Source organism: Marixanthomonas ophiurae (assembly GCF_003413745.1).
Lineage (GTDB): Bacteria > Bacteroidota > Bacteroidia > Flavobacteriales > Flavobacteriaceae > Marixanthomonas > Marixanthomonas ophiurae.
In genome coordinates this window covers 718,106-743,979 of record NZ_QVID01000002.1, presented here as the reverse complement: position 1 = coordinate 743,979, position 25,874 = coordinate 718,106, and the positions used below count along the sequence as shown (strand labels likewise).

The window sequence follows — 25,874 nt, the reverse complement described above, 5'->3', positions numbered from 1 at the left end:
AATCTACAATTTTTTTTTGTTCGTAAAACTATAATCTAAAAAAATCATCACTAAGTGCAAAACCATTATGTTTGCAATACTATATGGATACATCAAGATTTTATTCGCTTTTAAAGCACGATTTCCCTCATAAAACTACTACAAACCAAGATATTGCATTACAATTATTGGCTAAATTTTCAGTAGAAACAAATGAAAATGAGGTTTTTTTACTAAAAGGGTATGCAGGTACCGGAAAAACTACAATTGTAGGAACATTGGTTAAAAACCTATGGAAACTAAAAAAATCCTCTGTTTTATTAGCTCCAACAGGACGTGCTGCAAAAGTGATTAGTAATTACTCACAGAAAGAGGCGTTTACTATTCATAAAAAAATATACTTTCCAAAATCTGAAAAAGGTGGAGGGGTATCCTTTAGGTTACAACCCAATAAAAGTCGTAATGTTATTTTTATTGTAGATGAAGCTTCTATGATTCCTGATATTAACCAAGATTCAAAGTTATTTGAAAATGGCTCTTTATTAGACGATTTAATGCAATATGTATATAGTGGCCATAACTGTAAACTTCTTTTAATAGGAGATACAGCACAGTTACCGCCAGTAAAACTAACCTTGAGTCCTGCTTTAGACAAACATACCTTGCAAAATCAATACAATAAGGAAGTTGTTGAATTAGAATTGAATGAAGTAGTTCGTCAGCAAAAAGACAGTGGTATTTTAATGAATGCCACAACACTTCGTGAACGATTGGATGACGGCTTTTTTAAAGACTTTAAATTTACTGAAACTCCATATCCTGAAGTAATAAGGCCAATGGATGGACAGGAGTTAATGGATGCTATAAGCGATAGTTACAGTTCATTGGGCAATGAAGATACGGTAATCATAGTACGTTCTAATAAACGAGCTAACCTGTACAATCAAAATATTAGGAACCGCATTCTTTTTCAAGAATCTGAATTAGCCGCTGGCGATTATTTAATGGTAGTAAAAAATAATTATCATTGGGTAAAACCGGAAAGCGAAGCAGGTTTTATTGCTAATGGTGATATTGTTGAAGTATTGGAGATTTTTGGGTTTAAAGATTTATACGGCTTCCGTTTTGCTGAAGTACTGGTAAACATGGTAGATTATCCCAAAATGAAACCGCTAGAAACCGTTTTATTATTAGACACACTTACTTCAGAAACACCATCTCTGTCTTATGAAGACTCCAACAAATTATACCAAGAAGTAATGAAGGACTATGCTTCAGAAAAATCTAAGTATAAAAAATTTTTAGCTGTAAAAAATAACAAGTACTTTAATGCCTTACAGGTAAAGTTCTCTTATGCAATTACTTGTCACAAATCGCAAGGGGGACAGTGGAACACGGTTTTTGTAGAACAACCCTATTTACCAAATGGTATTGATAAAGACTACTTAAGGTGGTTATATACTGCTATAACACGAGCAACAGAAAAATTATACTTAATAGGCTTTAAGGATGAATTTTTTGTAGATTAGTAGTAGTTTACCGCAAGGTTTTTATTATTCTGTGAGTTTTTGAACCAACTAAAGCATGGATACATTTGAGGTTTTAATAAGTATTTTTTTAGGCATAGGTCTTGCTTCGGCCGTTGGATTTCGGGTTTTTTTACCTTTACTAATTTTGAGTTTGGCGGGTTATTATGATGTAATTCCGTTAAATGAAAGCTGGCAATGGATTGGTAGCTTTACTGCTTTTATAACTTTGGGAGTTGCCACTTTAATTGAAATTTTTGGATATTATATCCCGTGGTTTGATAATATTCTTGATACCATTGCATTACCATTGGCCACCTTAGCTGGTACTGTTGTTATGGTTGCTACAATTACCAACTTAGATCCCGTTATAACTTGGGCCTTAGCAATTATAGCCGGTGGTGGTACTGCAGCTGCTATAAAAGGAAATGCTTCTGCAGCGAGACTTACTTCTAGTACAACTACAGCTGGATTTGCAAACCCCATATTAACAACAGTAGAAACGGGTATTTCAACGTTAATGTCCATTCTTTCCATCTTTGTACCTATTATTGCCTTTGTTTTAGTCCTTGTTCTATTTTTTATAATTTTTAGGTTTTATAAAAAGCTTCGAAAAAAGCGCTTGTCCAAAACTTAATCTTCTTATTTTTGAATTCACTTTAAAACGATTCCCTTGAAAATAATAGCCATGATTCCTGCCCGTTACGGCGCCTCTCGATTTCCTGGAAAATTGATGCAAGACCTAGGTGGAAAAACTGTAATTATACGTACCTATGAAGCTGCAAAAAACACCAATCTTTTCGATGAAGTATATGTAGTGACCGATAGCGATGTTATTTATAAAGAGATTGAAACTAACGGCGGTAAAGCCATTATGAGTAAAAAAACGCACGAAAGTGGGAGTGATCGGATTGCCGAAGCAGTTGAAAACATGGATGTAGACATTGTTGTAAATGTACAAGGTGATGAACCTTTTACCAGTAAAAAAGGACTGCAACAAGTATTAGAGGTTTTTAAAGGTGAAGATGCCGATTCGATAGATTTGGCTTCATTAATGACTGAAATAGATGATTGGAAAGAAATAAGCGATCCCAACTGCGTAAAGGTAATTACCGATAAAGATGATTTTGCTTTGTATTTTTCTAGATCTCCCATACCATACCCGAGGGATAAAAATGCCGACGTAAAGTATTATAAACACAAAGGAATATATGCTTTTAGAAAAGAAGCATTGATGGATTTTTATCATTTACCTATGCGATCCTTAGAAGCGGTTGAAAAAATTGAATGTATACGATATTTAGAATACGGAAAAAGAATAAAAATGGCTGTAACAAACACTCAAGGAGTCGAAATAGATACTCCTGAAGACTTAGTTGAAGCAAATAAGTTATTAAAAAAGGAAGATAAAAAATCGGTAAATAATAAGTTCCGAAACTTCCCGATGGTACCAAAAGTGGTATTCGGTAGTGGATCTTTTGATCAATTACTTGAAATATTAGCACCGCAACGACAAGAAAATGCTCCGTTTGTCTTTTTGGTTGATGATGTATTTGAAAACAATAAAGCATTGACTGATAGAATAAGACTTCGGTTTAATGATAAACTGATTTTTATTTCAGCAGATGAAGAGCCAGCAACTGCTCAAATTGATCAAATAGTAAAAGAAATTACTTCAGAGTTTAAGAAAAAACCTTCTGGGATTATTGGCGTTGGTGGTGGAACAATCATGGACATCGCAAAAGCAGTTTCCATAATGCTTACAAATGAAGGAAGTGCTGCTGATTACCAAGGTTGGGATTTAGTTAAAAACAAAGCAGTTTACCACGTAGGAGTTCCTACCATTTCGGGAACTGGAGCAGAAGTTTCAAGAACTACAGTTCTATCAGGACCTATTAGAAAACTAGGTATTAACAGTGATTTCACACCATTTGACCAAGTAATATTAGACCCACAGTTAACCCTAGGTGTTCCCAAAAACCAATGGTTTTATACAGGAATGGATTGTTTTATTCATTGTGTAGAATCATTAAACGGTACATTTTTAAATGCCTTTAGCCAAAGTTATGGTGAAAAAGCCTATGATCTTTGTAAAGAAATATTTGTAACACAATCAATTTCAGAAGAAGAAGCCCGCGCTAAATTAATGATGGCTTCTTGGCACGGTGGGATGAGTATTGCTTATTCACAAGTTGGTGTTGCACATGCCATGAGTTACGGTCTTTCTTATGTATTAGGCACCAAGCATGGTATTGGTAACTGTATTGTTTTTAACCATTTAGAAGAATTTTATCCTAAAGATGTTGTTCTGTTTAAAGAAATGGTTGAAACTCATGATATAGAAATCCCAAAAGGACTCTGTGCCAACTTATCTGACCGTCAAATGGATAAGATGATTGATATTGCATTAAGTCTTGTTCCATTGTGGGAAAACGCATTAGGTGACAATTGGCAAACTATAATGACTAAAGGAAAATTAAAAGAACTTTACTTAAAGATGTAGACTAACAATGGGACTAACCCGGTTTATTTTTTGTAATCTTATGGGTTGGAAAATCAAAGGTAACTTTGATTCCAATATTAAAAAAGCGGTAATAATCGTTGTTCCCCATACTAGCTGGCACGACTTTTATATTGGTGTGTTCACAAGGCGGATTTTAAAAGTCCAAATTAACTTTATCGCCAAAAAAGAACTCTTTACACCACCTTTTGGATGGTATTTTAAATGGATGGGTGGCGCACCTTTAGATCGAGCTCCTGGACAAAATAAAGTACAAGCGATTGCAAAAATATTTTCAGAAAAAGATGAATTTAGATTAGCATTATCACCTGAAGGCACCCGTAAAAAAGTTGAAAATTGGAAAACAGGCTTTTATTACATCGCCAGAACAGCTAATGTTCCGGTTATTCCTGTAGCTTTCGATTATAAAACAAAATCTGTTTTAATTGGAAAACCCCACTATTTAACTGATGATATTGTTGTTGATACCAAAGAGTTGCAAAAGCACTATAACAACGTAGTTGGAAAAAAACCAGAATACTCTTAATTTTAAGGTTTTATATTGAATATCATTAACATTTAATTAGTTGAAATATTTGTTAACTAAATAATTTATTTTATTTTATAAGTATCTGATAATCAATAAATGAAGTTAAATTTTAGTTAACTAATATAATAAAACTTCATAGTAATCATTTTCAGTTGTATCTATAGATAACAATTAAAAACAAAACTATGAAAACGATTAAAATTTTAACAATTATTCTCTGTTCATCCCTATTTATTTACTCTTGTAGTGATGACGATTCTGTAAGCGACGATGATGGACCTTCAGAAGATTCAAGAGCAGAACTGTATGCATCTAGTAATACAAATGGAAACCCTACAATGTATGATTTAAGCGATCAAAGCAACATTGAAACGAAAACCTTTTTAACGCTTTCAACAGATGCGGAAGGTATTTATTACGACGAGGATGAAGACCAATTAACACAGGCTTCGAGAAGTATGCTGAAGCTTAACACGTATGGAGATATTTCAGTTACTGAAGATGGAATAAATCTAGATTTAGTGCTTGAAAGCAGTGCCGATTTGGAAAGTCCGCGTGATATAGCCGTAAATGGTGATATTTTTGTGGTTTCAGATAATGCTGATGTAGATGGTGATCCTAATACAGATGACGGACGGTTTTTTGTATACACTAAAACTGCATCTGGATTTACACTTAGAAACACTGTAGAAATTGGTTTTGCAGTATGGGGTATTGAATTTGTTGGTAACGACTTATTCGCTGTAGTAGACAAAACTTCAGATATTGCTCAATTTAGTGACTTCTCAAATGTGACAACCAATACAACTGTGGCTCCTACAAAACAAATTACTGTTGAGGGAATAGTAAGAACCCACGGAATTGGTTTTGATGATGGAACGATGATTTTAACTGATATTGGAGATGCTGCTGTAGATTCAGATGGTGGTTTCCATATCATTTCAAATTTCCAAAGTAAATTTAATGGTGTAGCAGATGGGGAAACTTTAGTGGTTGCTGATAATCAAATTAGAGTTTCTGGTGGTTCTACTTTCTTAGGTAATCCAGTTTCTGCAGATTATGATGCAGATTCAGATACTGTATTTATTGCTGAAAGAGCAAATGGAGGTGGACGTGTGTTAGCCTTTGTAGATGCTTCAGAAGGAGGGAATATTTCTCCTGATATCAATAATGAACTATCTGGTGCTTCTTCAGTATATTACTATTCTGAATAATTAATATAATTTTTGAAAATGAAAATGCCGCTAAACTATTAGCGGCATTTTTTATAAAGTAACTTATTAAGTTATTCTTCTGAAGAGGTTTCTTCCATAGTATGATACACATTCTGGACATCATCATCTTCTTCTATTTTTTCTAAAAGCTTTTCTACATCGGCTGCATCTTCTTCTGAAAGTGATTTGGTTACTTGCGGAATACGTTCAAAACCTGAAGATAATATTTCGATATTATTTTCTTCTAAAAAAGACTGAATAGCGCCAAAACTCTCAAATGGAGCATAGATCATGATTCCGTCTTCATCTTCAAAAATTTCTTCAATACCGTGGTCTATTAATTCTAATTCTAGTTCTTCAATATCTAATCCTTCTCCATTGATACGGAAATTACAAGTATGGTCGAACATAAAGACGACAGAGCCTGAAGTACCTAAACTACCATCACATTTGTTGAAATAGGAACGGACATTGGCAACCGTACGGGTATTATTATCGGTAGCGGTTTCAATTAATATAGCGATCCCGTGCGGAGCGTAGCCTTCAAATAAAACTTCCTTATAGTCGCCTTGACTTTTATCGCTCGCACGTTTAATAGCACGCTCAATATTATCCTTAGGCATATTAACTGCCTTGGCATTTTGTATTACTGCACGTAATCTAGAATTGGTATCGGGATCGGGACCGCCTTCTTTAACGGCCATAACAATATCTTTACCAATACGAGTAAAGGCTTTAGACATTGCTGCCCAACGTTTCATTTTTCTAGCTTTTCTAAACTCGAACGCTCTTCCCATAGTTTTTCAATTTGGATTACAAAAATAGAAAATTGACTGAATAGAAAAACTTTTTTTTCTGAACCGTCAGGTTTAACAGATTTTATCCTAAAAGTTCATCAATTACTTTAGCAAGTTCAAAATCTTTATCTGTAACGCCATCAGCATCATGTGTAGAGAGTGTGATATTTAATGTGTTATAAACATTATGCCAGTCAGGATGGTGTTGCATTTTTTCAGCTTCAAAGGCAATTCGTGTCATTGCAGAGAAGGCTTCTTTAAAATTTTCAAATTCAAATGCGGTATGTATGGCGTTTTCCTCAAACTCCCAACCTTCAAATTTATCTAGCTTTTCATTAATTTCTTTTTCAGTGTAAGCTTTCATATTTTTTAGTTTTTAAATGTGACAATTTCTTCTTTTAATGTACAAGCATCTATTACTTCTGAAACAGTAATTTGTAATGCTTCAGGGAGTTTATTATCTCTCGGTAATATTGCTTTATACAAATCTTCATTACTACTGTAAACTGACTTAAATATAAGCATTTTGCGTCCAATTTTAGCCGCGATTTCAGTAAAAAGGTCATCGTGATGAATTACATCTATGCTCGCTAAATGAAATATACCAGTTAGATTTTTATTTATAATATAATGTATTTGTTGCGCTATTTTATCTTCAGTAATAACACTAACAATATGTTTTGGAAACACCTCAAAAGCAGCGTTATGCTTCATACTTTGTCGTAACTGTATTAAAGTTGGCGAGTTTACTCCTAAAACTAATGGTAATCGTAGTACAGCGGTTTGAAGTGGCAACTGTTCTTGCAATATTTTTTCTGCATAAATATTAAATCTCCCAAACCTGCTTTCAGCAATTGGTTTATCATATTCGTATCCTGGATAATTACGTTCTCCATCAAAAATTTCAGAAGAAGAAAAATAAAGTATTTTACTTTCTGGGAATCGCTCCGCAAACAAACAAATTTCACGAAGCATATTCATTCTGTCAATATAATTTCCAGCTATTGAAACAATAATAAAGCGAGGTTTCACTTTATCGAGAATAGGAGTGATGCTATCTTCTTCTACGCAATACCGGTAAAAAACCTGATTGTCTTTATACTCATAATGTTTTGTGCAATAGGTGCCAAATACATCAAAATAGGAGGTAAGGTCTTTATAAATTGCGTTGCCTATAAAGCCGCTGGCCCCTAAAATTAGGATTCTGTTATGTACGGTTTCGGTATTCAAAAAGAATTTTATTTAAAAAATGGAGCGTTTTGTTTGTGTGGTAAACAGCTCCAATGCTTGCATACCAAGGTAAGAATTTCCTTTTTCATTTAATCCCGGTGCCCAACATGTTATTGTAAACTCGTTAGGTAATAAGGCCGCAATACCACCACCAACACCACTTTTACCAGGTAAGCCTACTTCAAAAGCAAATTCGCCAGCTTCATCGTAAAAACCACAAGTTAGCATAATCGCATTAATACGTTTTACTTGATTTAAGGTAAGATGTGCCGTGTTTCGCATACATTTTCCTCGATTGGCAAACATATAAAAAGCGTTGGAAAGTTGCTCACAGGTCATTTCAATGGAGCATTGATGAAAATAAAAATCCAACACCTCTTCTACTTCATTTTCAAGATTATCGAATGATTTAAGCAAATTTGCAGCTGCATAATTATTAAAGCCAGTTTCAGATTCACTAGCTGCTACTTTTTCATTATAAGAGATGGATTGGTCATTGGTTAAATCACGGACATATTGTAGAAAATCTTCTTTCGGGTTTTCTAAATGTGAAAGCAGCATATCTGCAATTACAATCGACCCTGAATTTATTAAAGGATTTCTCGGAATTCCTTTTTCCAATTCTAATAAAGCCATGTGATTAAATGGGTTTCCGGAGGGTTCTACATCAACTCGATCAAATATTTTGTTACCAACTAAAGGAACCGCTCTTGAAAGTGTCAATACTTTTGAAATACTCTGTATGGAAAAGGGTTTATCCCAATCACCCGACCCGTATTTTTCACCATCAACTAGGTTTAAAAACATACCAAAGTTAGTATCTTTTACCTTACCTAATTCTGGGATATATGAAGCCACTTCACCCTTTACCGCAGAATGTTTTAAGCTGTTGGTGATGGTATCTAAAATGGCTTGATAATCTATCATATTATTTTTTGTAAAATGGAGGCTTTACGATTGTTGCAGAAACAGCTTTTTTGCGTATTTGAATAAAAATTTCGGTCCCTAATTTACTATGCTCTTTACCAACGTAGCCTAAACCAATCCCTTTATTTAAGGAAGGTGACATAGTTCCACTAGTTACTTTTCCTATTTTTAAACCTTCAGCATCTACAATATCATAGCCTTGACGAGGAATACCGGGTTCGGTAAGTTCAAAACCAATGAGTTTTCGGGTAATGCCTTCTTCTTTTTGTTTTTGTAACGCTTCTGAGTTTATAAAATCGTGGTTGAATTTGGTAATCCAGCCAAGCCCTGCTTCAATTGGAGAAGTAGTATCATCTATATCATTTCCGTAAAGACAAAAGCCCATTTCTAACCGAAGCGTATCTCTAGCAGCTAAGCCTGTAGGTTTAATGCCAAAATCGGCGCCAGCTTCCATCACTTTCTCCCAAATTTGTTCTACCTCCGTGTTTTTGCAGTAAATTTCAAAACCACCGCTCCCTGTATAACCAGTTGCACTGATAATTACGTGCTCAATACCTCCGAAATCTGAAACTTTAAAATTGTAAAACTTGATAGCAGTTAAATCTTCCGAAGTGATTGACTGCATAGCTTCCACAGCTTTTGGTCCTTGAATAGCGAGCAAAGAATAGTCTTCTGAAATATCCCGTATTTCAGCATTCATCGTATTATGTGAAGAAATCCAATCCCAATCCTTTTGAATGTTTGAAGCGTTTACCACCAATAGCCACTTTTCAGCATTAAAACGATAAATAATCAAATCGTCAACAATACCACCAGTAGCATTAGGCATACAGGTGTATTGAGCTTGGCCATCAACTACTTTTGAAGCATCGTTAGACCCAATTTTTTGAATAAGTTCTAACGCATTTGGTCCAGTAACTAAAAACTCACCCATATGCGAAACATCAAAAACCCCTAGATTATTACGTACGTTTTCGTGTTCAATGGTAACGCCTTCGTATGAAACTGGCATATTGTAACCTGCAAAAGGAACCATTTTAGCCCCTAATTGCTCGTGTATGTGTGAAAGTGCAGTGTTTTTCATTGTAAAAAGTTCTTTTCGCAAATGTATTACAATCTATAAAGGTAACGAAGAGTTTAGTTGTATGTTTTCAACATTTTAATCTTTAAATCGATTCGGAATCTCTTGCTGTTATTGACACAATGAGTACCTTTACTAAAAAGAAGAACTTCAAAATAAATAAATTACGTGAAAATATTTTCAGCCAAACAACTAAGCGAAGCCGATAAAGTAACTACCGAAAAACACGATATTTCTTCATTAGATTTAATGGAACACGCCGGAACACAAGTGTTCAACTGGTTACATCAACGTTTACAAGGTGCTACCGTTCCTATCCATATTTTTTGTGGCATTGGGAACAACGGCGGCGATGGTCTTGTTGTTGGTAGGTTACTTATTGAAAAAGGCTACAATGTTCATATATATATAGCCAATTTTACCGATAAACGCTCTAAGTGTTTTTTAATTAATTATGATCGTATTAAAGACACTACAAAGGACTGGCCGCTGTTAATGACTTCGGAAAAAGATTTCCCTGAATTAAACGATCAAGACATTATTATAGATGCCTTATTTGGCATTGGGCTAAATCGTCCGCCGGAAGGTTGGCTGAAACCACTAATACAACACATAAATGCTAGCAAGGCATTTACCTTGGCAATTGATATCCCTAGCGGACTATACGCTAACCAGGCTCTGGAAGATGCAGAGTCTGTAATAAAAGCTAATCATACATTAACTTTTCAAGCACCTAAGCTATCTTTCTTTTTACCAGAAACTGGAAAGTTTGCCCCTTTTTTCGATATTATTGATATTGGTCTAGATGCAGAACACCTGCATAAAACTGAACCGTTGGCACAATTAATAGGAAAACAACAAGCCCAACAGTTTTATAAACCGCGCCAAGCTTTTGACCATAAAGGTACGTACGGTCATTCCTTGATTGTTGCTGGAAGTTATGGTAAAATAGGCGCTGCAATACTAAGTGCAAAAGCCGCTTTCAGAATAGGCGCAGGTATGGTTACCGTTTTTATACCCGAATGTGGGTACAATATTGTACAGACTGCATTGCCAGAAGCAATGACAATTACCGATAAAGAAGACGATTTAATTACTGATATAACGTATAATTTTGAACCTTCATCCATTGGTGTTGGAATGGGTATTGGTACTAAGCCTGAAACGGTTTCAGCTTTAGAACAATTGTTTAAAACCGCGAAGGCTCCAATGGTAATCGATGCCGATGCGTTAAATTGTATTTCAGAAAATAAAAATTTACTTAAAACACTTCCTAAGAACGCTGTTTTAACGCCCCATCCCGGCGAACTAAAAAGATTGATAGGGGAGTGGACTGATGATTATGACAAACTAAAAAAAGCGAAGACCTTTTCAAAAAAATACGAAGTTGTACTATTAATTAAAGGGGCACACACCAATGTGGTTTTTAACGACAACCTCTATATAAATACCACTGGAAACCCAGGAATGGCAACAGCTGGAAGCGGTGATGCTTTAAGCGGCATAATTACTGGTTTGTTATCGCAAGGCTACGATCCCTTATTGGCAGCAGTTTTTGGGGTGTATTTGCACGGAACTGCCGGAAGTATTGCTTCACAAACCCAAGGCTACGAAGCAGTCATGGCCAGTACTATTATCGATACTTTAGGAAGCGCATATATGAGTTTATTTGAGCAGCCCGAAAAGGATACATCAGAAAAAGAGAAAAAGAGTAAATAATCATTACTTTTGCGCTTTACAACCTACCTTTATTATGCAAGAAACACATTATATAAGCAGTGAGCTGTTAGATTTAACAACTATTCAAGAAATTATAACCACCAATAAGAAGCTTGAACTTTCAGACGAAGCATTGCTGAATATTAAAAAATCTAAAGAATATCTTACTTCAAAAATAGCGAAAACAACAACCCCTATTTACGGTATAAATACTGGCTTTGGATCGTTATGTAATGTGGAAATTTCTTCGGAAAACCTTTCAAAATTACAAGAAAACTTAGTAATGTCACACGCTTGTGGTACAGGTGAATATGTACCGAAACCCATTATTAAGTTGATGCTTTTATTAAAAATACAATCATTAAGCTACGGGTATAGCGGTGTACAACTGCAAACTGTCGAACGACTTATTTATTTTTATAATGAAGGTATTCTGCCCGTAATTTATAACCAAGGTAGTTTAGGCGCTTCTGGCGATTTAGCACCATTAGCGCATTTGGCTTTACCACTTTTGGGCAAAGGAGAGGTGTATTATAATGGGGAGCGCCTTTCTTCGGAAAAAATCCTTAAACAATTAGATCTACAGCCTATAACCTTAGAAGCAAAAGAAGGGTTAGCATTATTAAACGGAACTCAGTTTATGAGCGCTTATGGAGTTTATCTTTTGCTAAAGAGCTATAAGCTTTCATATTTGGCCGACATGATTGGATCGCTTTCAGTTGATGCGTTTGATTGCAATATGAGTCCATTTGATCCTTTGGTACATTTGGTAAGACCTCACACTGGTCAAATAAAAACGGCAGAAAGAGTACGAGAATTTTTGGAAGAAAGTGAATTAGGAAAGAGTGAAAAGAAGAATGTGCAAGATCCGTACTCCTTTAGATGTATTCCACAAGTTCATGGTGCCACAAAAGACACCTTGAAGTTTGTGCATAAAACCTTTAAAACCGAAATAAACTCAGTAACCGATAACCCTAATATTTTTATAAGTGACGATAAAATAATTTCTGGTGGAAATTTTCACGGGCAACCATTAGCCTTAGCTTTAGATTACCTGAGTATCGCTTTTGCTGAATTAGGGAACATTAGTGAACGCCGCACCTATCAATTGGTTTCTGGCTTGCGTGGACTTCCAGACTTTTTAGTGAATAATCCAGGATTGAATAGTGGGTTTATGATTCCGCAATACACGGCAGCAAGTATTGTGAGCCAAAACAAACAATTGGCAACTCCAGCATCAGTAGATTCTATTGTTTCTTCTAACGGACAAGAAGATCACGTGAGTATGGGAGCGAACGCTGCTACCAAAGCGTTGCGAGTTATTGATAATATTGAAACAATCCTTGCCATTGAGCTTCTTAATGCTTCGCAAGCTATTGAATTTAGAAGACCGAAAAAAACGTCACCGTTATTAGAGTCGTTATTGGAATCATTCAGAAAAACGGCTCCATTTGTTGAAGAGGATAGGGTGTTGGCCAATGATATTCACGCTTCTGTAGCCTTTTTACAAAGTTTTACAATTGACGAGGATTTATTATTTAGCTAATTTATACTGTTGATTTTTCAACAATTGAATCTATCCAACTTGTAGCTTCGTTCATAGTTTTAAAATGTTCGAATGGTTTTTTTAAGAAAATTTTCTCTACCTCGGTCGTAGCGGCTTTAATGTCTTCTGAAGAAACTACAGCAAAAGCAACCAAGTTTTCAATTTTTGAAGTTTCAAAATAAACCCTGGGATCTACCGAGTAAGAGTTTACCCTTTTAGTTATATATCCGAAGTTTTTATTGATATAATATTTTGTTGCAATATTCAATAAAAAATCATTGTATTCTGGTTTTACGGTTATACCTTCATTCATTTCAAAAATCACATAATTTTCGTGAATTTCTGCTATTCCAAAATGATATGTAAGTTTAGTTATCATAGAAATGAAGTTACATAAAGATACAAAAAAAATACCGTGCTTACTTAATTAAGGTAAGCACGGTATTTAATATGTTATTAAATTAAGACTCTGTAGCTTTCTTTTGCTTTTTAATCTTAATAGTTAGTTCTTCTTTTTTTTCATCAAAATCCATAGTAATGCGATCTCCTTCTTTAAGGTTTGAGTTTATAATCTCTTCAGCTAAAGCATCTTCAATATACTTTTGTATGGCTCTTTTAAGGGGTCTTGCTCCATACTCTTTGTCAAATCCTTTGTCTGCTATATAATCTTTCGCTTTTTTCGTTAGCGTTAAGTTATAGCCTATATCTGTAATACGTACAAAAAGCTTCTCTAATTCAATATCGATTATTTTATGAATATCTCCTTTATCAAGTGTATTAAAGACCATAACATCATCAACACGGTTTAAAAACTCTGGAGCAAACGTCTTTTTTAAAGCATTTTGAATAATACTCTTTGCATTTGCATCGGCTTGATTTTCTCTTGCTGCAGTACCAAAACCAACACCTTGACCGAAGTCTTTCAACTTACGGGCACCAATATTAGAGGTCATAATTATTATCGTATTTCTGAAATCGATCTTACGACCTAAACTATCGGTCAAATAACCATCATCCAATACTTGTAATAACATATTGAATACATCAGGGTGTGCTTTTTCAATTTCATCCAATAAAACAACAGCATAAGGTTTGCGGCGTATTTTTTCAGTTAATTGTCCTCCTTCTTCATATCCAACATAGCCTGGAGGCGCTCCAATAAGACGAGATACAGAAAATTTTTCCATATACTCACTCATATCAATACGTACCAAAGCATTTTCAGAATCAAACAATTCGCTTGCTAAAACCTTTGCCAATTGGGTTTTACCAACTCCAGTTTGTCCTAAGAAAATAAAGGAACCAATAGGCTTGTTAGGGTCTTTTAAACCAGCGCGATTACGTTGTATAGCTTTTACTACTTTGCTAACTGCTTCGTCTTGACCAATAACCCTTCCTTTAATACGGTCGGGTAGGGCAGCCAATTTATTACTTTCAGTTTGCGCAATACGACTTACAGGAATACCAGTCATCATAGAAACCACTTCTGCTACGCTTTCTTCATCTACGGTTTCTTTATGCAGTTTAGATTCGTTTTCCCAAATTTCTTGTTCGGTAGCCAAATCTTTCTCTAAGTTTTTTTCGTCATCACGTAATTTAGCGGCTTCTTCGTATTTCTGCTTTTTAACTACTGAATTTTTAAGCTCTCTAACTTCTTCCAGCTTAGCCTCAATTTTCAGTATTTTTTCAGGAACATTTATATTAGTAATATGTACGCGAGATCCTGCTTCATCTAGAGCATCGATTGCTTTATCAGGAAGAAAACGTTCGGTCATATACCTATTTGTTAACTTCACACAAGCCTCTAAAGCATCATCGGTATAGCTCACATTGTGATGTGACTCATACTTGTCTTTAATGTTTTTAAGAATCTCTAATGTTTCGTCAATACTTGTAGGCTCAACAATTACTTTCTGGAATCGTCGCTCTAAAGCACCATCTTTTTCAATATGTTGGCGATACTCATCTAGAGTAGTCGCACCTATACATTGAATTTCCCCACGTGCTAACGCCGGTTTAAACATATTAGAAGCATCTAATGAACCAGTAGCACCTCCTGCACCTACAATAGTGTGGATTTCATCAATAAAGAGAATAATATCTTCATTCTTTTCTAGCTCGTTCATTACGGCTTTCATGCGCTCTTCAAACTGTCCACGATATTTTGTACCCGCCACCAAGCTTGCTAAATCTAAAGTAACAACTCGTTTATCATATAAAATTCGGGAAACTTTCCGTTGGATAATTCGAAGTGCTAACCCTTCAGCTATAGCACTTTTACCAACACCAGGCTCTCCAATTAAAAGCGGGTTGTTCTTTTTTCTTCTGCTTAATATTTGTGATACGCGTTGTATTTCGTTTTCACGGCCTACAACCGGATCTAGCTTGTCGTCTTCGGCCATAGCCGTTAAATCCCTGCCAAAGTTATCTAAAACTGGGGTTTTAGATTTTTTATTTCCTTTTGCGCCAGCACCTGCAAAGAGGTTCTCCTTATTTCCGCCAGCTGCAGATGCATCATCATCGCTAGGGAATGATTCAGCACTTGGGCTGTCTATAAAATCTTCATCGTTTGCCATCATTACTTTAAATTGATCTTTAACGCCATCATAATCCACTTTCATCTTTATCAATAGTTTGGTTGTGGGGTCGTTCTCATTGCGGAGAATGCACAACAACAAATGTGCTGTATTGATGGAAGAGCTTTGAAAGAGTTTTGCTTCTAAAAAAGTGGTTTTTAAAGCTCGTTCTGCTTGACGCGTTAAATGTAGGTTTTTTTTATCATTGGTATTGCTTTCTGTATTGGGGTTTGCCGGGCTTAATATTTCAACCTTTCTTCTTAAATGGTTTAAATCTATATCCAGCGCGCTCAAAATAGAAACAGCTTTACCATTGCCATCGCGTAATAAGCCCAACATTAAATGTTCGGTGCCTATAAAATCGTGACCCAATCGTAATGCTTCTTCTTTACTGTAAGCAATTACATCTTTTACTCTCGGTGAAAAATTATCATCCATATATCTAAATTCCTTATACTTCTAAAAATACTAAATTACCCTTAGTACGACAAATATTATACCTTATTTAAGAGTATAGTAGTAAAAGGACAAAAAAACTTACTAATATCAAAGAGTAAGTGAGTTTAGTTATTAACTATTTTAACTACAGAATATGTTAATAAAATAGTGAATAATAGCCTCCAAAACACTTCTAAAAAGCTTGAAAATAGTGTATATTGCTCGTTAAGATTAAAAGTAAAATTAAACTATATATTTTATGGCTGAAGGTGAAAAATTAATTCCCATAAACATTGAAGATGAAATGAAATCGGCCTACATTGATTATTCAATGTCGGTCATTGTGTCACGTGCATTACCTGATGTTCGTGATGGGATGAAGCCTGTACACAGAAGGGTTCTATTTGGTATGCACGAATTAGGAGTTCGCGCTACTGGGTCTCATAAAAAATCCGCCAGAATTGTCGGTGAAGTGCTTGGTAAGTATCACCCACACGGCGATACATCAGTATACGATGCTATGGTGCGTATGGCTCAAGAATGGAGTTTGCGGTATATGCTTGTTGATGGTCAAGGTAACTTTGGGTCTATCGATGGTGATAGCCCAGCAGCAATGCGTTATACAGAAGCACGGATGCGGAAGATTTCCGAAGATATGCTTGCCGACATTGATAAAGAAACCGTAGATCATCAATTAAACTTTGATGATACCTTAGAAGAACCAACCGTTTTACCTACGCGTGTTCCAGGATTATTAATTAATGGAGCTTCTGGTATTGCTGTGGGTATGGCAACTAATATGCCGCCTCATAACTTAACAGAAGTTGTTGACGGAACTATCGCTTACATCGAAGACAATGATATCGATATCGATGGGCTCATGCAGCATGTAAAGGCTCCTGACTTTCCAACTGGTGGAGTTATTTATGGGTATGAAGGAGTTAAGGAAGCTTTTCACACAGGCCGTGGTCGTGTGGTTATGCGTGCAAAAGCTTCTTTTGAAGAAGTGAATGGCCGGGAATGCATTATTGTTAATGAGATTCCATACCAAGTGAACAAGGCAAATATGATCAAGAAAACTGCCGACTTGGTAAACGAAAAGAAAATTGAAGGTATTTCAAATATTCGAGACGAATCTGACCGTAATGGAATGCGTATCGTATATATATTAAAGCGTGATGCTATTCCTAATATAGTATTAAATATGCTATATAAGTATACAGCCCTTCAGTCTAGTTTTAGTGTAAACAACATTGCACTTGTAAAAGGGCGACCAGAATTATTAAACTTAAAACAATTAATACAATATTTTGTAGAACACCGTCATGAAGTGGTCGTTCGCCGTACCGAATATTTACTTCGTAAAGCCGAAGAACGAGCACATATACTTGAAGGTCTAATCATTGCTTCAGATAATATAGACGAAGTAATAGCATTAATTAGAGCCTCTTCAAATACGGAAGAAGCCCGCCAAAAATTAATTGATAGATTTGAATTAACCGAAATTCAAGCCAAGGCCATTGTTGAAATGCGCTTACGTCAGTTAACAGGACTGGAGCAAGATAAACTTCGTTCTGAATACGACGAGTTAATGAAAACCATTGAGGGCTACAGAGAAATTCTTGCCAGTGAAGAACGCAGAATGGAAATCATTAAAGAAGAATTAGAAGAAATACGTGAAAAGTATGGTGATGAGCGTCGTTCGGTAATCGAATATGCAGGTGGTGATGTAAGCATTACTGACTTGATTCCTGATGAGCAAGTTGTTATTACAGTTTCTCATGCAGGCTATATTAAACGAACCTCTTTAACTGAATATAAGCGTCAAAATAGAGGAGGAGTAGGCTCTAAAGCATCTACTACACGTAACGAAGATTTCTTAGAAGATCTTTTTGTAGGTACCAATCACCAATACATGTTGTTCTTTACTCAAAAAGGAAAATGTTATTGGATGCGTGTTTTTGAAATCCCTGAAGGAAGTAGACAATCTAAAGGGCGAGCCATTCAAAACTTGATTAATATCGAGCCAGACGATAAACTAAAAGCTTTTATTTGTACAGAAGATCTTAAAGATGAGGAGTACATCAATAGCCGTTATGTCATTATGGCAACTAAAAAAGGTCAGGTTAAAAAGACTTCTTTAGAGCAATATTCAAGACCACGTTCTAACGGTATTAATGCTATTACCATTAAAGAAGGTGACGAATTGATAGAAGCAAAATTAACCAGAGGTGACAGTCACGTAATGCTTGCTGTTAAGTCTGGTAAAGCAATCCGTTTTGAAGAAGAAAAAACCAGACCGATGGGCCGTAATGCTTCTGGTGTGCGAGGAATTCGACTTGGAAGTGATGATGACGAAGTAGTAGGAATGGTTACCATTAATGATGACGAATCTAATATTTTAGTAGTTTCAGAAAAAGGGTACGGCAAACGATCAGGCCTAGACGATTATAGAATAACCAATAGAGGAGGAAAAGGGGTGAAAACCATAAATATTACCGAAAAAACCGGTAAATTAGTAGCAATCAAGAACGTAACAGATAGTGACGGGCTTATGATTATCAATAAATCAGGTATTGCCATTCGTATGGCAGTTGAAGATTTACGAGTTATGGGTCGTGCAACTCAAGGAGTTCGCCTAATAAAAGTGCGGGATGAAGATGCTATCGCGGCGGTTGCTAAAGTTAAGAATGAGGATGAAGATATGGACGATGACGATGTCACTACAGAGGGCGCTGAAAACGAAGCTGATGATTCTGGCACCACTCTTGATACTAATGATGAACAAACCGAAAACAACGAATAAAAATTAAAAACAATGAAAAAGCAAATTTTAGTAGCAGGTGCATTAACCATATCTGTTATAGCATTTGGACAAAAAAGAGAAATAAGAAAAGCAGAACGGGCTTTTGAAGACAAAAATTACACTGAAGCAATTGCAGAATTAAAACAAGCCGAAGCTTCCTTAGCTAATGCTGATGAAGAAGAAAAGGCGCAGTACTATTTGGTGAAATCTGAAGTTTATACAGCAAGTGCTGGTGATGATATCGCTAAAATGAAAACAGCTTCTGAAGCTTATCAAAAAGCAGTTGAGTTAGGCGCTAGGACCGAAGAAGAAAGAAGAATGAGTGCTTTACAGCAGAACCTTCGTGCAGCTTTAGTAAACAGCGCTATTAAAGATCAAAATTCACAAAACTTTGAGATGGCCTCAGATAAGTTGTACAACAGCTATATGGTAAGTAAGAAAGACACTTCAGATCTTTACTATGCTGCAAGTAATGCTGTTAATGCAAAAAAGTTTGATAAAGCATTAAAGTATTACCAAAACTTACTGGATATGGGGTACGATGGTGCTTCAAAAGAGTTTGTTGCAACTAATAAAGAAACTGGAGAAGAGAAAACTTTTTCTTCAAAATCTGAGCGTGATCTTATGATTAAGGCTGGTGATTTTATCAAACCGGTAGAAAGAATGACACAATCTAAAAAAGGGGAAGTTCTTCGTAATATGACCTTAATTTATATTGATAATGGGGAAGACGAAAAAGCTTCAAAGCTTATGTCAAATGCAAGGAAAGAAAACCCAGACGATACTTCATTAATGCGTGCCGAAGCCAATATGGCCTACAAAATGGGTGACAAACAACTTTATAGTGAATTAATGCAGAATATTGCTGAATCAGATCCTGATAATCCAGAGGTTTTTTACAATTTAGCAGTTAGTAATGCTGAGATAGGAGAAACTGAAAAGGCTATAGAATATTATAATAGAGCCATTGAGTTGAAGCCTGACTATGCATCTGCGCTGATAAACCTCGCTGTTTTAAAACTTTCAGAAGAAGAAAGTATTGTAAGTGAAATGAACAACTTAGGAACTTCAAGTGCTGATAATGCTAAATATGAAAAGTTAAAGGAAAAGAGACAACAAATGTATGCAGACGTAGTTCCCACTTTGGAAAAGGCCAAAGAATTACGTCCAGATGATCCTGAAATCATCAGAACCCTTATGAATATCTATAGTCAACTTGGTAAAGATGCTAAGTTTAAAGAATTGAAAAGTAGGTTAGCTGAATTGGAAGGCAATTAAAATTTACTGAAATACAAGATAAAAAAGGCACTTTTAAAAGTGCCTTTTTTATACAATACGTTTTATAACTCTTAGTTTGTGTGTATGTCCACGAACTTCATAATTAAAAATCCCTGTGTGGTCTAATCGATCTATTCTTACTTTTCCGTGCGCGTGAATAATATGATTATCTTCCATGATAATCCCCACATGAGTTATTAATCCTTCTGCATTATCAAAAAAGGCTAAATCTCCAGGTTCACTTTCCTCTATGAAACTTAAAGCTTCCCCTTGTGTAGCTTGCTGACTAGCGTCGCGCAGTAACTTGTGGCCATTTAATTTATATACCATTTGAGTAAAACCACTACAGTCAATACCAAAAGGGGTTTTTCCACCCCACATATAGGGACTGTTTAAATATGTTAATGCAGTACTGGTTAAATTCTGTTTAGGAAGTTTTTCTGAGATAGATTTTCCTTCAAATATATGTTTCAGAAATTCACAGTTGTTAATCTGGCAACCAATAAAAATGGATAGTAATTGGTTTTCTTCAGTAGTGACTATATCAACCAAATCAGTTGCATAAACAGGCTTGTTTTTTCTTAAAGTATTATATTCTTCTTCAGAAATTAAAAGAAACTGTTTATTATCAATCCAACCTTCATATCCGTCAAAATGCAATCGGATTCGGCTCCATTTTTTACGTTGCTCTAAAACATTAAAAAGCTCACCATACAATACTTGTGAAACAAGTTCACTAGCATCTGATGCTTCAATTCGCAACGGAACAACACTTAAGTTACATAAGCCGTATTTCATACTTTTTATAAAATCGAAAGCTCGTTGTGGATATTTATTTTCTTTCGATTACCATAGCAGATGCTCCACCGCCACCATTACAAATAGCTGCAGCACCTAATTTAGCATCGTTCTGTTTTAATACATTTAATAAGGTGATTAATATTCGAACACCGCTACAACCAAGTGGATGACCTAAAGAAACGGCACCACCATTCACATTTACATTTGAAGAGTCAAGCCCTAATATTTTCATATTGGCCAATCCTACAACGGCAAAAGCTTCGTTAAATTCAAAATAATCAACGTCATCTTGAGAAACACCCGCTTTATCTAGTGCTTTTGGTAATGCTTTGGAAGGAGCAGTTGTAAACCATTTTGGTTCTTGAGCCGCATCTGCATAACTTTTAATAGTAGCAAGAGGAGTTAAGCCCATTTCTTTAGCTTTATCGGCACTCATTAAGACCATTGCACCAGCTCCATCGTTTATGGTAGAGGCATTAGCTGCCGTTACAGTACCATCTTTACTAAAAGCTGCGCGTAATGATTTAACCTTATCCATCTTCACGTTTTTATACTCTTCGTCTTGATTTACCATAATTGGCTCTCCACGACGTTGTGGAACTTCAACTGGTACTACTTCGTCATCAAACTTTCCTTCTTCCCATGCTTTAGCAGAACGATTGTACGATTCTATAGCAAAATTATCTTGATCTTCTCTAGAAAAATTATGCTCCTTTGCACACAAGTCTGCACAAACACCCATAGCATTTTGATCATAGGCATCAACTAACCCATCTTTTTGCATACCATCAACAAGAGTTGCGGGACCAAATTTTTTCCCATTTCGCATATGTACGTAATGAGGAATATTGCTCATACTTTCCATACCACCAGCAACAATAATATCTGCATCACCAAGGGCGATAGCCTGAGCAGCTTGCATAACAGCTTTCATTCCAGAGGCACATACTTTATTTACAGTTGTACAAGGCACCGTATCTGGAATACCAGCGCTTAAAGCAGCTTGCCGAGCAGGTGCTTGACCTACACCAGCCTGCACTACATTACCCATAAAGACTTCTTGAACGTTTGAAGGATCTAGCTTAATTTTATTTAATGCTCCTTTAATGGCAGTAGCTCCCAATTGGGTTGCCGTTATTGAAGAAAGACTTCCCATAAAACTTCCTATTGGCGTTCTGGCCGCAGCTACAATTACAACTTCTTTACTCATTATATAACACTTTTTTATTAAATTTATAAGTACCGCTATTTTTCCTATACAGCAGCAAAGGACTGCGAATTTACGGATTTTATCCTGAAATATCAATCTTTAAGCTACTCGCTTTTGGGATTAGTCAACGGTTATTTATACCTTTACTTATCGAAAAAATTCTATGAATAATATTTTTGCTCTATTTTCAAAAAACCAATCCCTTATTTACAAGGGATTTCTATTTATACTTTCTATAGTCTTGGTGATCTATTTATTACCAAAAGGAGGACAGTTTAAGTATAACTTTCAAAAAGGAAAGCCTTGGCAATATGAAAACCTATATGCACCGTTTAGTTTTACTATTAAAAAAGATGCAAAAACCCTTCAAAGAGAAGAGGAAACAATTAAAGAGAATGCAACACCTTATTTTGATTATGATGCTGAAATAGTAGAAAGGAGTAGGGAGGAATTTATTCAACTTTTTAATGACGCTTTTGTCGACAGCCTTTATACAACCTCAAAAAACGTAGCTAAAGAGGAAGGCCTTGATGTTTTTAAAGAGATTTATACCAACGGAATAATTGATGATGTGTACCCGTATGAAAAAGATAAACTCATTTACTTAAAACGGGGAAACGAAGTAGAGCAGTTGGCATATTCACAACTTAACAGAAAAAAAGTTATAAAAAGTAAATTAGCAAAGTTAGTTTCTGAAACATCTACAGAAGATGTAAAGGCGTTACTGCAAAAACTTCTAGAACGGGCTGTTACTCCTAATGTTTCTTTGGATACAAAATTAACTGAAGCTTCGGTTACATCTGAGCTAAATGCAATAAACCCAAATAAGGGTGTTGTGGAAAAAGGAGGAAGAATTATAGCTAAAGGAGAGGTTGTAGAAGGTGATACGTATCAGATTTTAAATTCTTTGAAAGCCGAGTATCAATCACAAGTTTGGAGTAAATCAAACCATTCATGGCTAATAGTAGGGTACATTATTATTGTCTCCCTCGTATTTTCTATGCTATTCTTATTTCTGAAAAAATACCGGTTTGATATTTTTAATGACAATACTAAAGTTACCTTTATATTTTTCAACGTTATATTAATGGTCTTTTTGACCACCATTGTGGTAAAATTAGATGCCAAATACGTTTATGTAGTACCTCTCTGTATTTTGCCGTTGATATTAAAGGCTTTTTTCGATCCTAGGCTAGGGCTTTTTGTTCATACCTTAACGTTGATGCTTTTGGGGTTTGTCGTGCCCAATAGTTTTGAGTATTTATTCCTTCAGTTAATCGCCGGTATTGTTACTATTTTAACGGTTTCAGAACTATACCGTCGCGCCAATCTATTTATCTCAGTTGGACAGATAACCTTAGTGTATATTATTGGGTATTTTGCTTTTTTTATTCTTCAGGAAGGAAATGTACAGCTCATCATCTGGGAAAATTTCGGTTATTTCATTCTTTGTGGGCTAGCGACCTTGTTTGCACACCCATTAATATATTTATACGAAAAGATATTCGGCTTAGTTTCCGATGTTTCCTTGTTAGAACTTAGTGATACTAATACCAAGCTACTAAAAGAACTTTCTAATAAAGCTCCGGGAACCTTTCACCATTCGCTTAACGTAGCCAATTTAGCCGAAGCAGCAGCTAACGAAATCGGTGCCAATGCCATGTTAGTTAGGGTAGGAGCCTTATACCACGATATTGGTAAAATGAAAAATCCAACTTATTTTACCGAAAATCAGGTTAACTCGGTCAATGCGCATCAAGATCTAGATCCTAAAGAAAGTGCTAACATTATTATAGATCATGTTATCAACGGTATTGAAATTGCCCGTAAAAATAACTTGCCCGACCGTGTAATTGATTTTATACGAACCCACCACGGTACAAGTTTGGTGTATTATTTCTATATGAAAGAAAAAGAACAGAACGAAGATGCTAGTGAAGAAGACTACCGATATCCAGGCCCTATTCCATTTTCTAAAGAAACCGCTATCTTAATGATGTCTGATAGTGTAGAAGCAGCCAGTAAAAGCTTAAAAGAACCCACATCATCAAAAATAGATACTTTTGTTGAAAAGATAGTTGATGGGCAAATGGCGCAAGGACAGTTTCTAAATGCAAATATTACATTTAAAGAAATACAGACCATAAAAAAGGTCTTAAAGAAAAAGTTGAATAATATCTACCATCTAAGAGTAGAGTATCCGGAGTAATTTTACCTTCCTTTAATTTACTTACTTTTCTATAACAAAAAATCCTCACTTTAAGTGAGGATTCCTTGTGAGCCCGATAGGATTCGAACCTATGACCGCCTCCTTAGAAGGGAGGTGCTCTATCCAGCTGAGCTACGAGCCCGTAGCATTACATTAAAAATAAAAAAACCGAACATAAACTAAATATGTCCGGTTTTTTTGTCGGGGTGGCAGGATTCGAACCTGCGACCTCCTGCTCCCAAAGCAGGCGCGATAACCGGGCTACGCTACACCCCGAAAAACAGTTTAAATAAAACTGTAATTATTTATGAAATCTAAACTAACAAAATAATGTTAGTTTGCAAAATACTGAATTAGTATTGCGGAGAGGAAGGGATTCGAACCCCCGGTACCCGTGAGGGCACAACTCCTTAGCAGGGAGCCCCGATCGACCACTCTGGCACCTCTCCAATATGTTAAGAACGTTTATTTCCTAATTGCGGATGCAAATGTAGGATAACATTCCGTTTTTCACAAACAAAAACTAACCTTTTTTACAATTAGTTTTTAAAATATTGTAGACTACTATTTTACAAGCAGATTAAATTGAGTCTTTTATCTTAGAACAAATCAAAACCACCTTTTTTGAAGGGTTTATAGTAGTGAAAAACAAATAAACGTCCCCACCATCTTTAATATTAAATTTTTTTCGAATCGCAGAAACACTTTCTTGAAAATTCCGTGTGGTAATATTTGCTTTTTTAATTTCCTCCTTTTTTAATTCTTTTTTTGAATAGGGCAGTATCTTTTCAGTCATAAATCGGCGTCCAGGAAAGTCTCTTAGTGCCTCACTAGTGTATAAATGAGTGTTTTTATGAAGTTTTTTAAGTTTAAAGTCTTCGGATAGCGAATTAAATGCTCCGCTTTTTAGAATGGCTGCATTAGGTTCATATATGAAACGTTTGGGGTCGTCATAAAAAGGTTCTGCTATTTCTTCATAATTAAAGCTATAGGTTTCAGTGCTGTGTTTCTTACAATTCTTGGTTATTATTTCTGTTTTGCCTTCATAATCCTTTTTCAATAGCCATAACAGTTCTTTCACCTCATTGTTTACCGCGACGATATGGATTTGAAATACATGGCTTAACTCTTCCATTCCTGCTGAAATATCTAGCATCGGTGCTGTTTTTACCATCAATAAATTACATACGTTTAGTAGCTCAGAAAGATGCTTTGGGATATTGGGTTCGCAATCAGCTAAAAAGAACACCTTTCCCTTAGTTTCATGCCTGCGGGAAGGATCAACATATAAAGTGTCATACCTATTCTCCTGAATCCCTTTGAGTCCGTCTTTGTTTGCGCATCGTATATTGGTTGCTTCTAATTGCTTAAAATTATGCTCCGCTATTTCAGACAAGGATTCATTGATTTCAAAATGGGTTACACTTTTCATCTGTTTTGAAAAATAATAACTATCTACACCAAAGCCACCGGTAAGGTCAGCCAAT

At 35.6% G+C, this 25,874-nt stretch carries 20 protein-coding genes and 3 tRNA genes; 10 read left to right on the top strand and 13 right to left on the bottom strand.

The genetic code is table 11. The features are described 5' to 3' along the window. Positions 1 to 83: 83 nt before the first annotated feature. From DZ858_RS13620 to DZ858_RS13600, 5 genes are all read left to right on the top strand, one after another. On the top strand, positions 84 to 1,508 hold the full coding sequence (locus DZ858_RS13620) for an ATP-dependent DNA helicase (protein ID WP_117160208.1): 1,425 nt from the start codon (positions 84 to 86) through the stop codon (positions 1,506 to 1,508). A gap of 55 nt (positions 1,509 to 1,563) precedes the next feature. Further along, a complete protein-coding gene (locus tag DZ858_RS13615) occupies positions 1,564 to 2,142 on the top strand; it encodes a DUF4126 domain-containing protein (protein WP_117160207.1) in 579 nt (192 codons plus the stop codon). 51 nt (positions 2,143 to 2,193) lie between these two features. Next, positions 2,194 to 4,008 (top strand): 3-deoxy-manno-octulosonate cytidylyltransferase, encoded by a 1,815-nt coding sequence (kdsB, locus tag DZ858_RS15400; protein WP_117160206.1) that lies wholly within the window; start codon positions 2,194 to 2,196, stop codon positions 4,006 to 4,008. Positions 4,009 to 4,015: 7 nt separating this feature from the next. Continuing rightward, positions 4,016 to 4,552, top strand: a complete 537-nt coding sequence (locus DZ858_RS13605; RefSeq protein WP_117160205.1) for a 1-acyl-sn-glycerol-3-phosphate acyltransferase — start codon at positions 4,016 to 4,018, stop codon at positions 4,550 to 4,552. A gap of 188 nt (positions 4,553 to 4,740) precedes the next feature. Beyond that, positions 4,741 to 5,769: a hypothetical protein gene (locus tag DZ858_RS13600; protein ID WP_117160204.1), complete on the top strand. Its 1,029-nt coding sequence runs from the start codon at positions 4,741 to 4,743 to the stop codon at positions 5,767 to 5,769. 71 nt (positions 5,770 to 5,840) lie between these two features. Here the strand turns inward: DZ858_RS13600 and DZ858_RS13595 are convergent, their stop codons facing one another. From DZ858_RS13595 to gcvT, 5 genes are all read right to left on the bottom strand, one after another. Beyond that, positions 5,841 to 6,566: a YebC/PmpR family DNA-binding transcriptional regulator gene (locus tag DZ858_RS13595; RefSeq protein WP_117160203.1), complete on the bottom strand. Its 726-nt coding sequence runs from the start codon at positions 6,564 to 6,566 to the stop codon at positions 5,841 to 5,843. Positions 6,567 to 6,648: 82 nt separating this feature from the next. Continuing rightward, positions 6,649 to 6,930, bottom strand: coding sequence for a 4a-hydroxytetrahydrobiopterin dehydratase (locus DZ858_RS13590; RefSeq protein WP_117160202.1), 282 nt, complete (start codon positions 6,928 to 6,930; stop codon positions 6,649 to 6,651). A gap of 5 nt (positions 6,931 to 6,935) precedes the next feature. Further along, complete coding sequence (locus DZ858_RS13585) at positions 6,936 to 7,796, bottom strand: Rossmann-fold NAD(P)-binding domain-containing protein (RefSeq protein ID WP_117160201.1); 861 nt, start codon at positions 7,794 to 7,796, stop codon at positions 6,936 to 6,938. Between the two features lie 12 nt (positions 7,797 to 7,808). Next, on the bottom strand, positions 7,809 to 8,723 hold the full coding sequence (locus DZ858_RS13580) for a glutaminase (RefSeq protein ID WP_117160200.1): 915 nt from the start codon (positions 8,721 to 8,723) through the stop codon (positions 7,809 to 7,811). A gap of 1 nt (position 8,724) precedes the next feature. Then, positions 8,725 to 9,807 (bottom strand): glycine cleavage system aminomethyltransferase GcvT, encoded by a 1,083-nt coding sequence (gcvT, locus tag DZ858_RS13575; RefSeq protein ID WP_117160199.1) that lies wholly within the window; start codon positions 9,805 to 9,807, stop codon positions 8,725 to 8,727. Between the two features lie 165 nt (positions 9,808 to 9,972). On the opposite strand from gcvT, the gene DZ858_RS13570 reads away from it, so the two are divergent. Both DZ858_RS13570 and hutH read left to right on the top strand, forming a co-directional pair. After that, positions 9,973 to 11,523 (top strand): NAD(P)H-hydrate dehydratase, encoded by a 1,551-nt coding sequence (locus tag DZ858_RS13570; protein ID WP_117160198.1) that lies wholly within the window; start codon positions 9,973 to 9,975, stop codon positions 11,521 to 11,523. 34 nt (positions 11,524 to 11,557) lie between these two features. Then, a complete protein-coding gene (gene hutH, locus DZ858_RS13565) occupies positions 11,558 to 13,069 on the top strand; it encodes a histidine ammonia-lyase (RefSeq protein ID WP_117160197.1) in 1,512 nt (503 codons plus the stop codon). A gap of 1 nt (position 13,070) precedes the next feature. On the opposite strand, the gene DZ858_RS13560 is transcribed toward hutH, so the two are convergent. Continuing rightward, positions 13,071 to 13,448 carry a hypothetical protein gene (locus DZ858_RS13560; protein ID WP_117160196.1) on the bottom strand — a complete coding sequence of 126 codons (378 nt, stop codon included), beginning with the start codon at positions 13,446 to 13,448 and terminating at the stop codon, positions 13,071 to 13,073. Positions 13,449 to 13,530: 82 nt separating this feature from the next. After that, positions 13,531 to 16,083 carry an ATP-dependent Clp protease ATP-binding subunit gene (locus DZ858_RS13555; RefSeq protein ID WP_117160195.1) on the bottom strand — a complete coding sequence of 851 codons (2,553 nt, stop codon included), beginning with the start codon at positions 16,081 to 16,083 and terminating at the stop codon, positions 13,531 to 13,533. Positions 16,084 to 16,342: 259 nt separating this feature from the next. Between DZ858_RS13555 and gyrA the strand changes: the two genes are divergently transcribed. Both gyrA and DZ858_RS13545 read left to right on the top strand, forming a co-directional pair. Next, complete coding sequence (gene gyrA / locus DZ858_RS13550) at positions 16,343 to 18,889, top strand: DNA gyrase subunit A (protein WP_117160194.1); 2,547 nt, start codon at positions 16,343 to 16,345, stop codon at positions 18,887 to 18,889. A gap of 12 nt (positions 18,890 to 18,901) precedes the next feature. Continuing rightward, a complete protein-coding gene (locus tag DZ858_RS13545; RefSeq protein WP_117160193.1) occupies positions 18,902 to 20,167 on the top strand; it encodes a tetratricopeptide repeat protein in 1,266 nt (421 codons plus the stop codon). 48 nt (positions 20,168 to 20,215) lie between these two features. On the opposite strand, the gene DZ858_RS13540 is transcribed toward DZ858_RS13545, so the two are convergent. Beyond that, the gene (locus DZ858_RS13540; protein ID WP_117160192.1) at positions 20,216 to 20,965 is read right to left on the bottom strand and encodes a C40 family peptidase; all 750 of its coding nucleotides are present in this window, start codon (positions 20,963 to 20,965) and stop codon (positions 20,216 to 20,218) included. Positions 20,966 to 20,999: 34 nt separating this feature from the next. Continuing rightward, on the bottom strand, positions 21,000 to 22,178 hold the full coding sequence (locus tag DZ858_RS13535; protein ID WP_117160191.1) for an acetyl-CoA C-acyltransferase: 1,179 nt from the start codon (positions 22,176 to 22,178) through the stop codon (positions 21,000 to 21,002). Between the two features lie 163 nt (positions 22,179 to 22,341). Here DZ858_RS13535 and DZ858_RS13530 point away from each other — a divergent pair, with 163 nt between their 5' ends. Then, positions 22,342 to 24,387: an HD family phosphohydrolase gene (locus DZ858_RS13530; protein ID WP_117160190.1), complete on the top strand. Its 2,046-nt coding sequence runs from the start codon at positions 22,342 to 22,344 to the stop codon at positions 24,385 to 24,387. 68 nt (positions 24,388 to 24,455) lie between these two features. Here the strand turns inward: DZ858_RS13530 and DZ858_RS13525 are convergent. From DZ858_RS13525 to DZ858_RS13510, 4 genes are all read right to left on the bottom strand, one after another. After that, positions 24,456 to 24,529, bottom strand: a tRNA-Arg gene (locus tag DZ858_RS13525). 59 nt (positions 24,530 to 24,588) lie between these two features. After that, a tRNA-Pro gene (locus DZ858_RS13520) sits at positions 24,589 to 24,663 on the bottom strand. A gap of 86 nt (positions 24,664 to 24,749) precedes the next feature. Further along, positions 24,750 to 24,836, bottom strand: a tRNA-Ser gene (locus DZ858_RS13515). A gap of 131 nt (positions 24,837 to 24,967) precedes the next feature. Beyond that, positions 24,968 to 25,873 carry a THUMP-like domain-containing protein gene (locus DZ858_RS13510; protein WP_317124723.1) on the bottom strand — a complete coding sequence of 302 codons (906 nt, stop codon included), beginning with the start codon at positions 25,871 to 25,873 and terminating at the stop codon, positions 24,968 to 24,970. Position 25,874: the final 1 nt, after the last annotated feature.

Excerpts from the sequence above, each read along its gene's own strand:
- DZ858_RS13535 (WP_117160191.1), bottom strand. The coding sequence starts at position 22,178 with ATGAGTAAAGAAGTTGTAATTGTAGCTGCGGCCAGAACGCCAATAGGA.
- DZ858_RS13590 (WP_117160202.1), bottom strand. The coding sequence starts at position 6,930 with ATGAAAGCTTACACTGAAAAAGAAATTAATGAAAAGCTAGATAAATTT.
- DZ858_RS13530 (WP_117160190.1), top strand. The coding sequence starts at position 22,342 with ATGAATAATATTTTTGCTCTATTTTCAAAAAACCAATCCCTTATTTAC.
- DZ858_RS13600 (WP_117160204.1), top strand. The coding sequence starts at position 4,741 with ATGAAAACGATTAAAATTTTAACAATTATTCTCTGTTCATCCCTATTT.
- hutH (WP_117160197.1), top strand. The coding sequence starts at position 11,558 with ATGCAAGAAACACATTATATAAGCAGTGAGCTGTTAGATTTAACAACT.
- DZ858_RS13560 (WP_117160196.1), bottom strand. The coding sequence starts at position 13,448 with ATGATAACTAAACTTACATATCATTTTGGAATAGCAGAAATTCACGAA.
- DZ858_RS13605 (WP_117160205.1), top strand. The coding sequence starts at position 4,016 with ATGGGACTAACCCGGTTTATTTTTTGTAATCTTATGGGTTGGAAAATC.
- DZ858_RS13555 (WP_117160195.1), bottom strand. The coding sequence starts at position 16,083 with ATGGATGATAATTTTTCACCGAGAGTAAAAGATGTAATTGCTTACAGT.
- kdsB (WP_117160206.1), top strand. The coding sequence starts at position 2,194 with ATGATTCCTGCCCGTTACGGCGCCTCTCGATTTCCTGGAAAATTGATG.
- gyrA (WP_117160194.1), top strand. The coding sequence starts at position 16,343 with ATGGCTGAAGGTGAAAAATTAATTCCCATAAACATTGAAGATGAAATG.
- DZ858_RS13620 (WP_117160208.1), top strand. The coding sequence starts at position 84 with ATGGATACATCAAGATTTTATTCGCTTTTAAAGCACGATTTCCCTCAT.
- DZ858_RS13580 (WP_117160200.1), bottom strand. The coding sequence starts at position 8,723 with ATGATAGATTATCAAGCCATTTTAGATACCATCACCAACAGCTTAAAA.
- DZ858_RS13545 (WP_117160193.1), top strand. The coding sequence starts at position 18,902 with ATGAAAAAGCAAATTTTAGTAGCAGGTGCATTAACCATATCTGTTATA.
- gcvT (WP_117160199.1), bottom strand. The coding sequence starts at position 9,807 with ATGAAAAACACTGCACTTTCACACATACACGAGCAATTAGGGGCTAAA.
- DZ858_RS13595 (WP_117160203.1), bottom strand. The coding sequence starts at position 6,566 with ATGGGAAGAGCGTTCGAGTTTAGAAAAGCTAGAAAAATGAAACGTTGG.
- DZ858_RS13615 (WP_117160207.1), top strand. The coding sequence starts at position 1,564 with ATGGATACATTTGAGGTTTTAATAAGTATTTTTTTAGGCATAGGTCTT.
- DZ858_RS13540 (WP_117160192.1), bottom strand. The coding sequence starts at position 20,965 with ATGAAATACGGCTTATGTAACTTAAGTGTTGTTCCGTTGCGAATTGAA.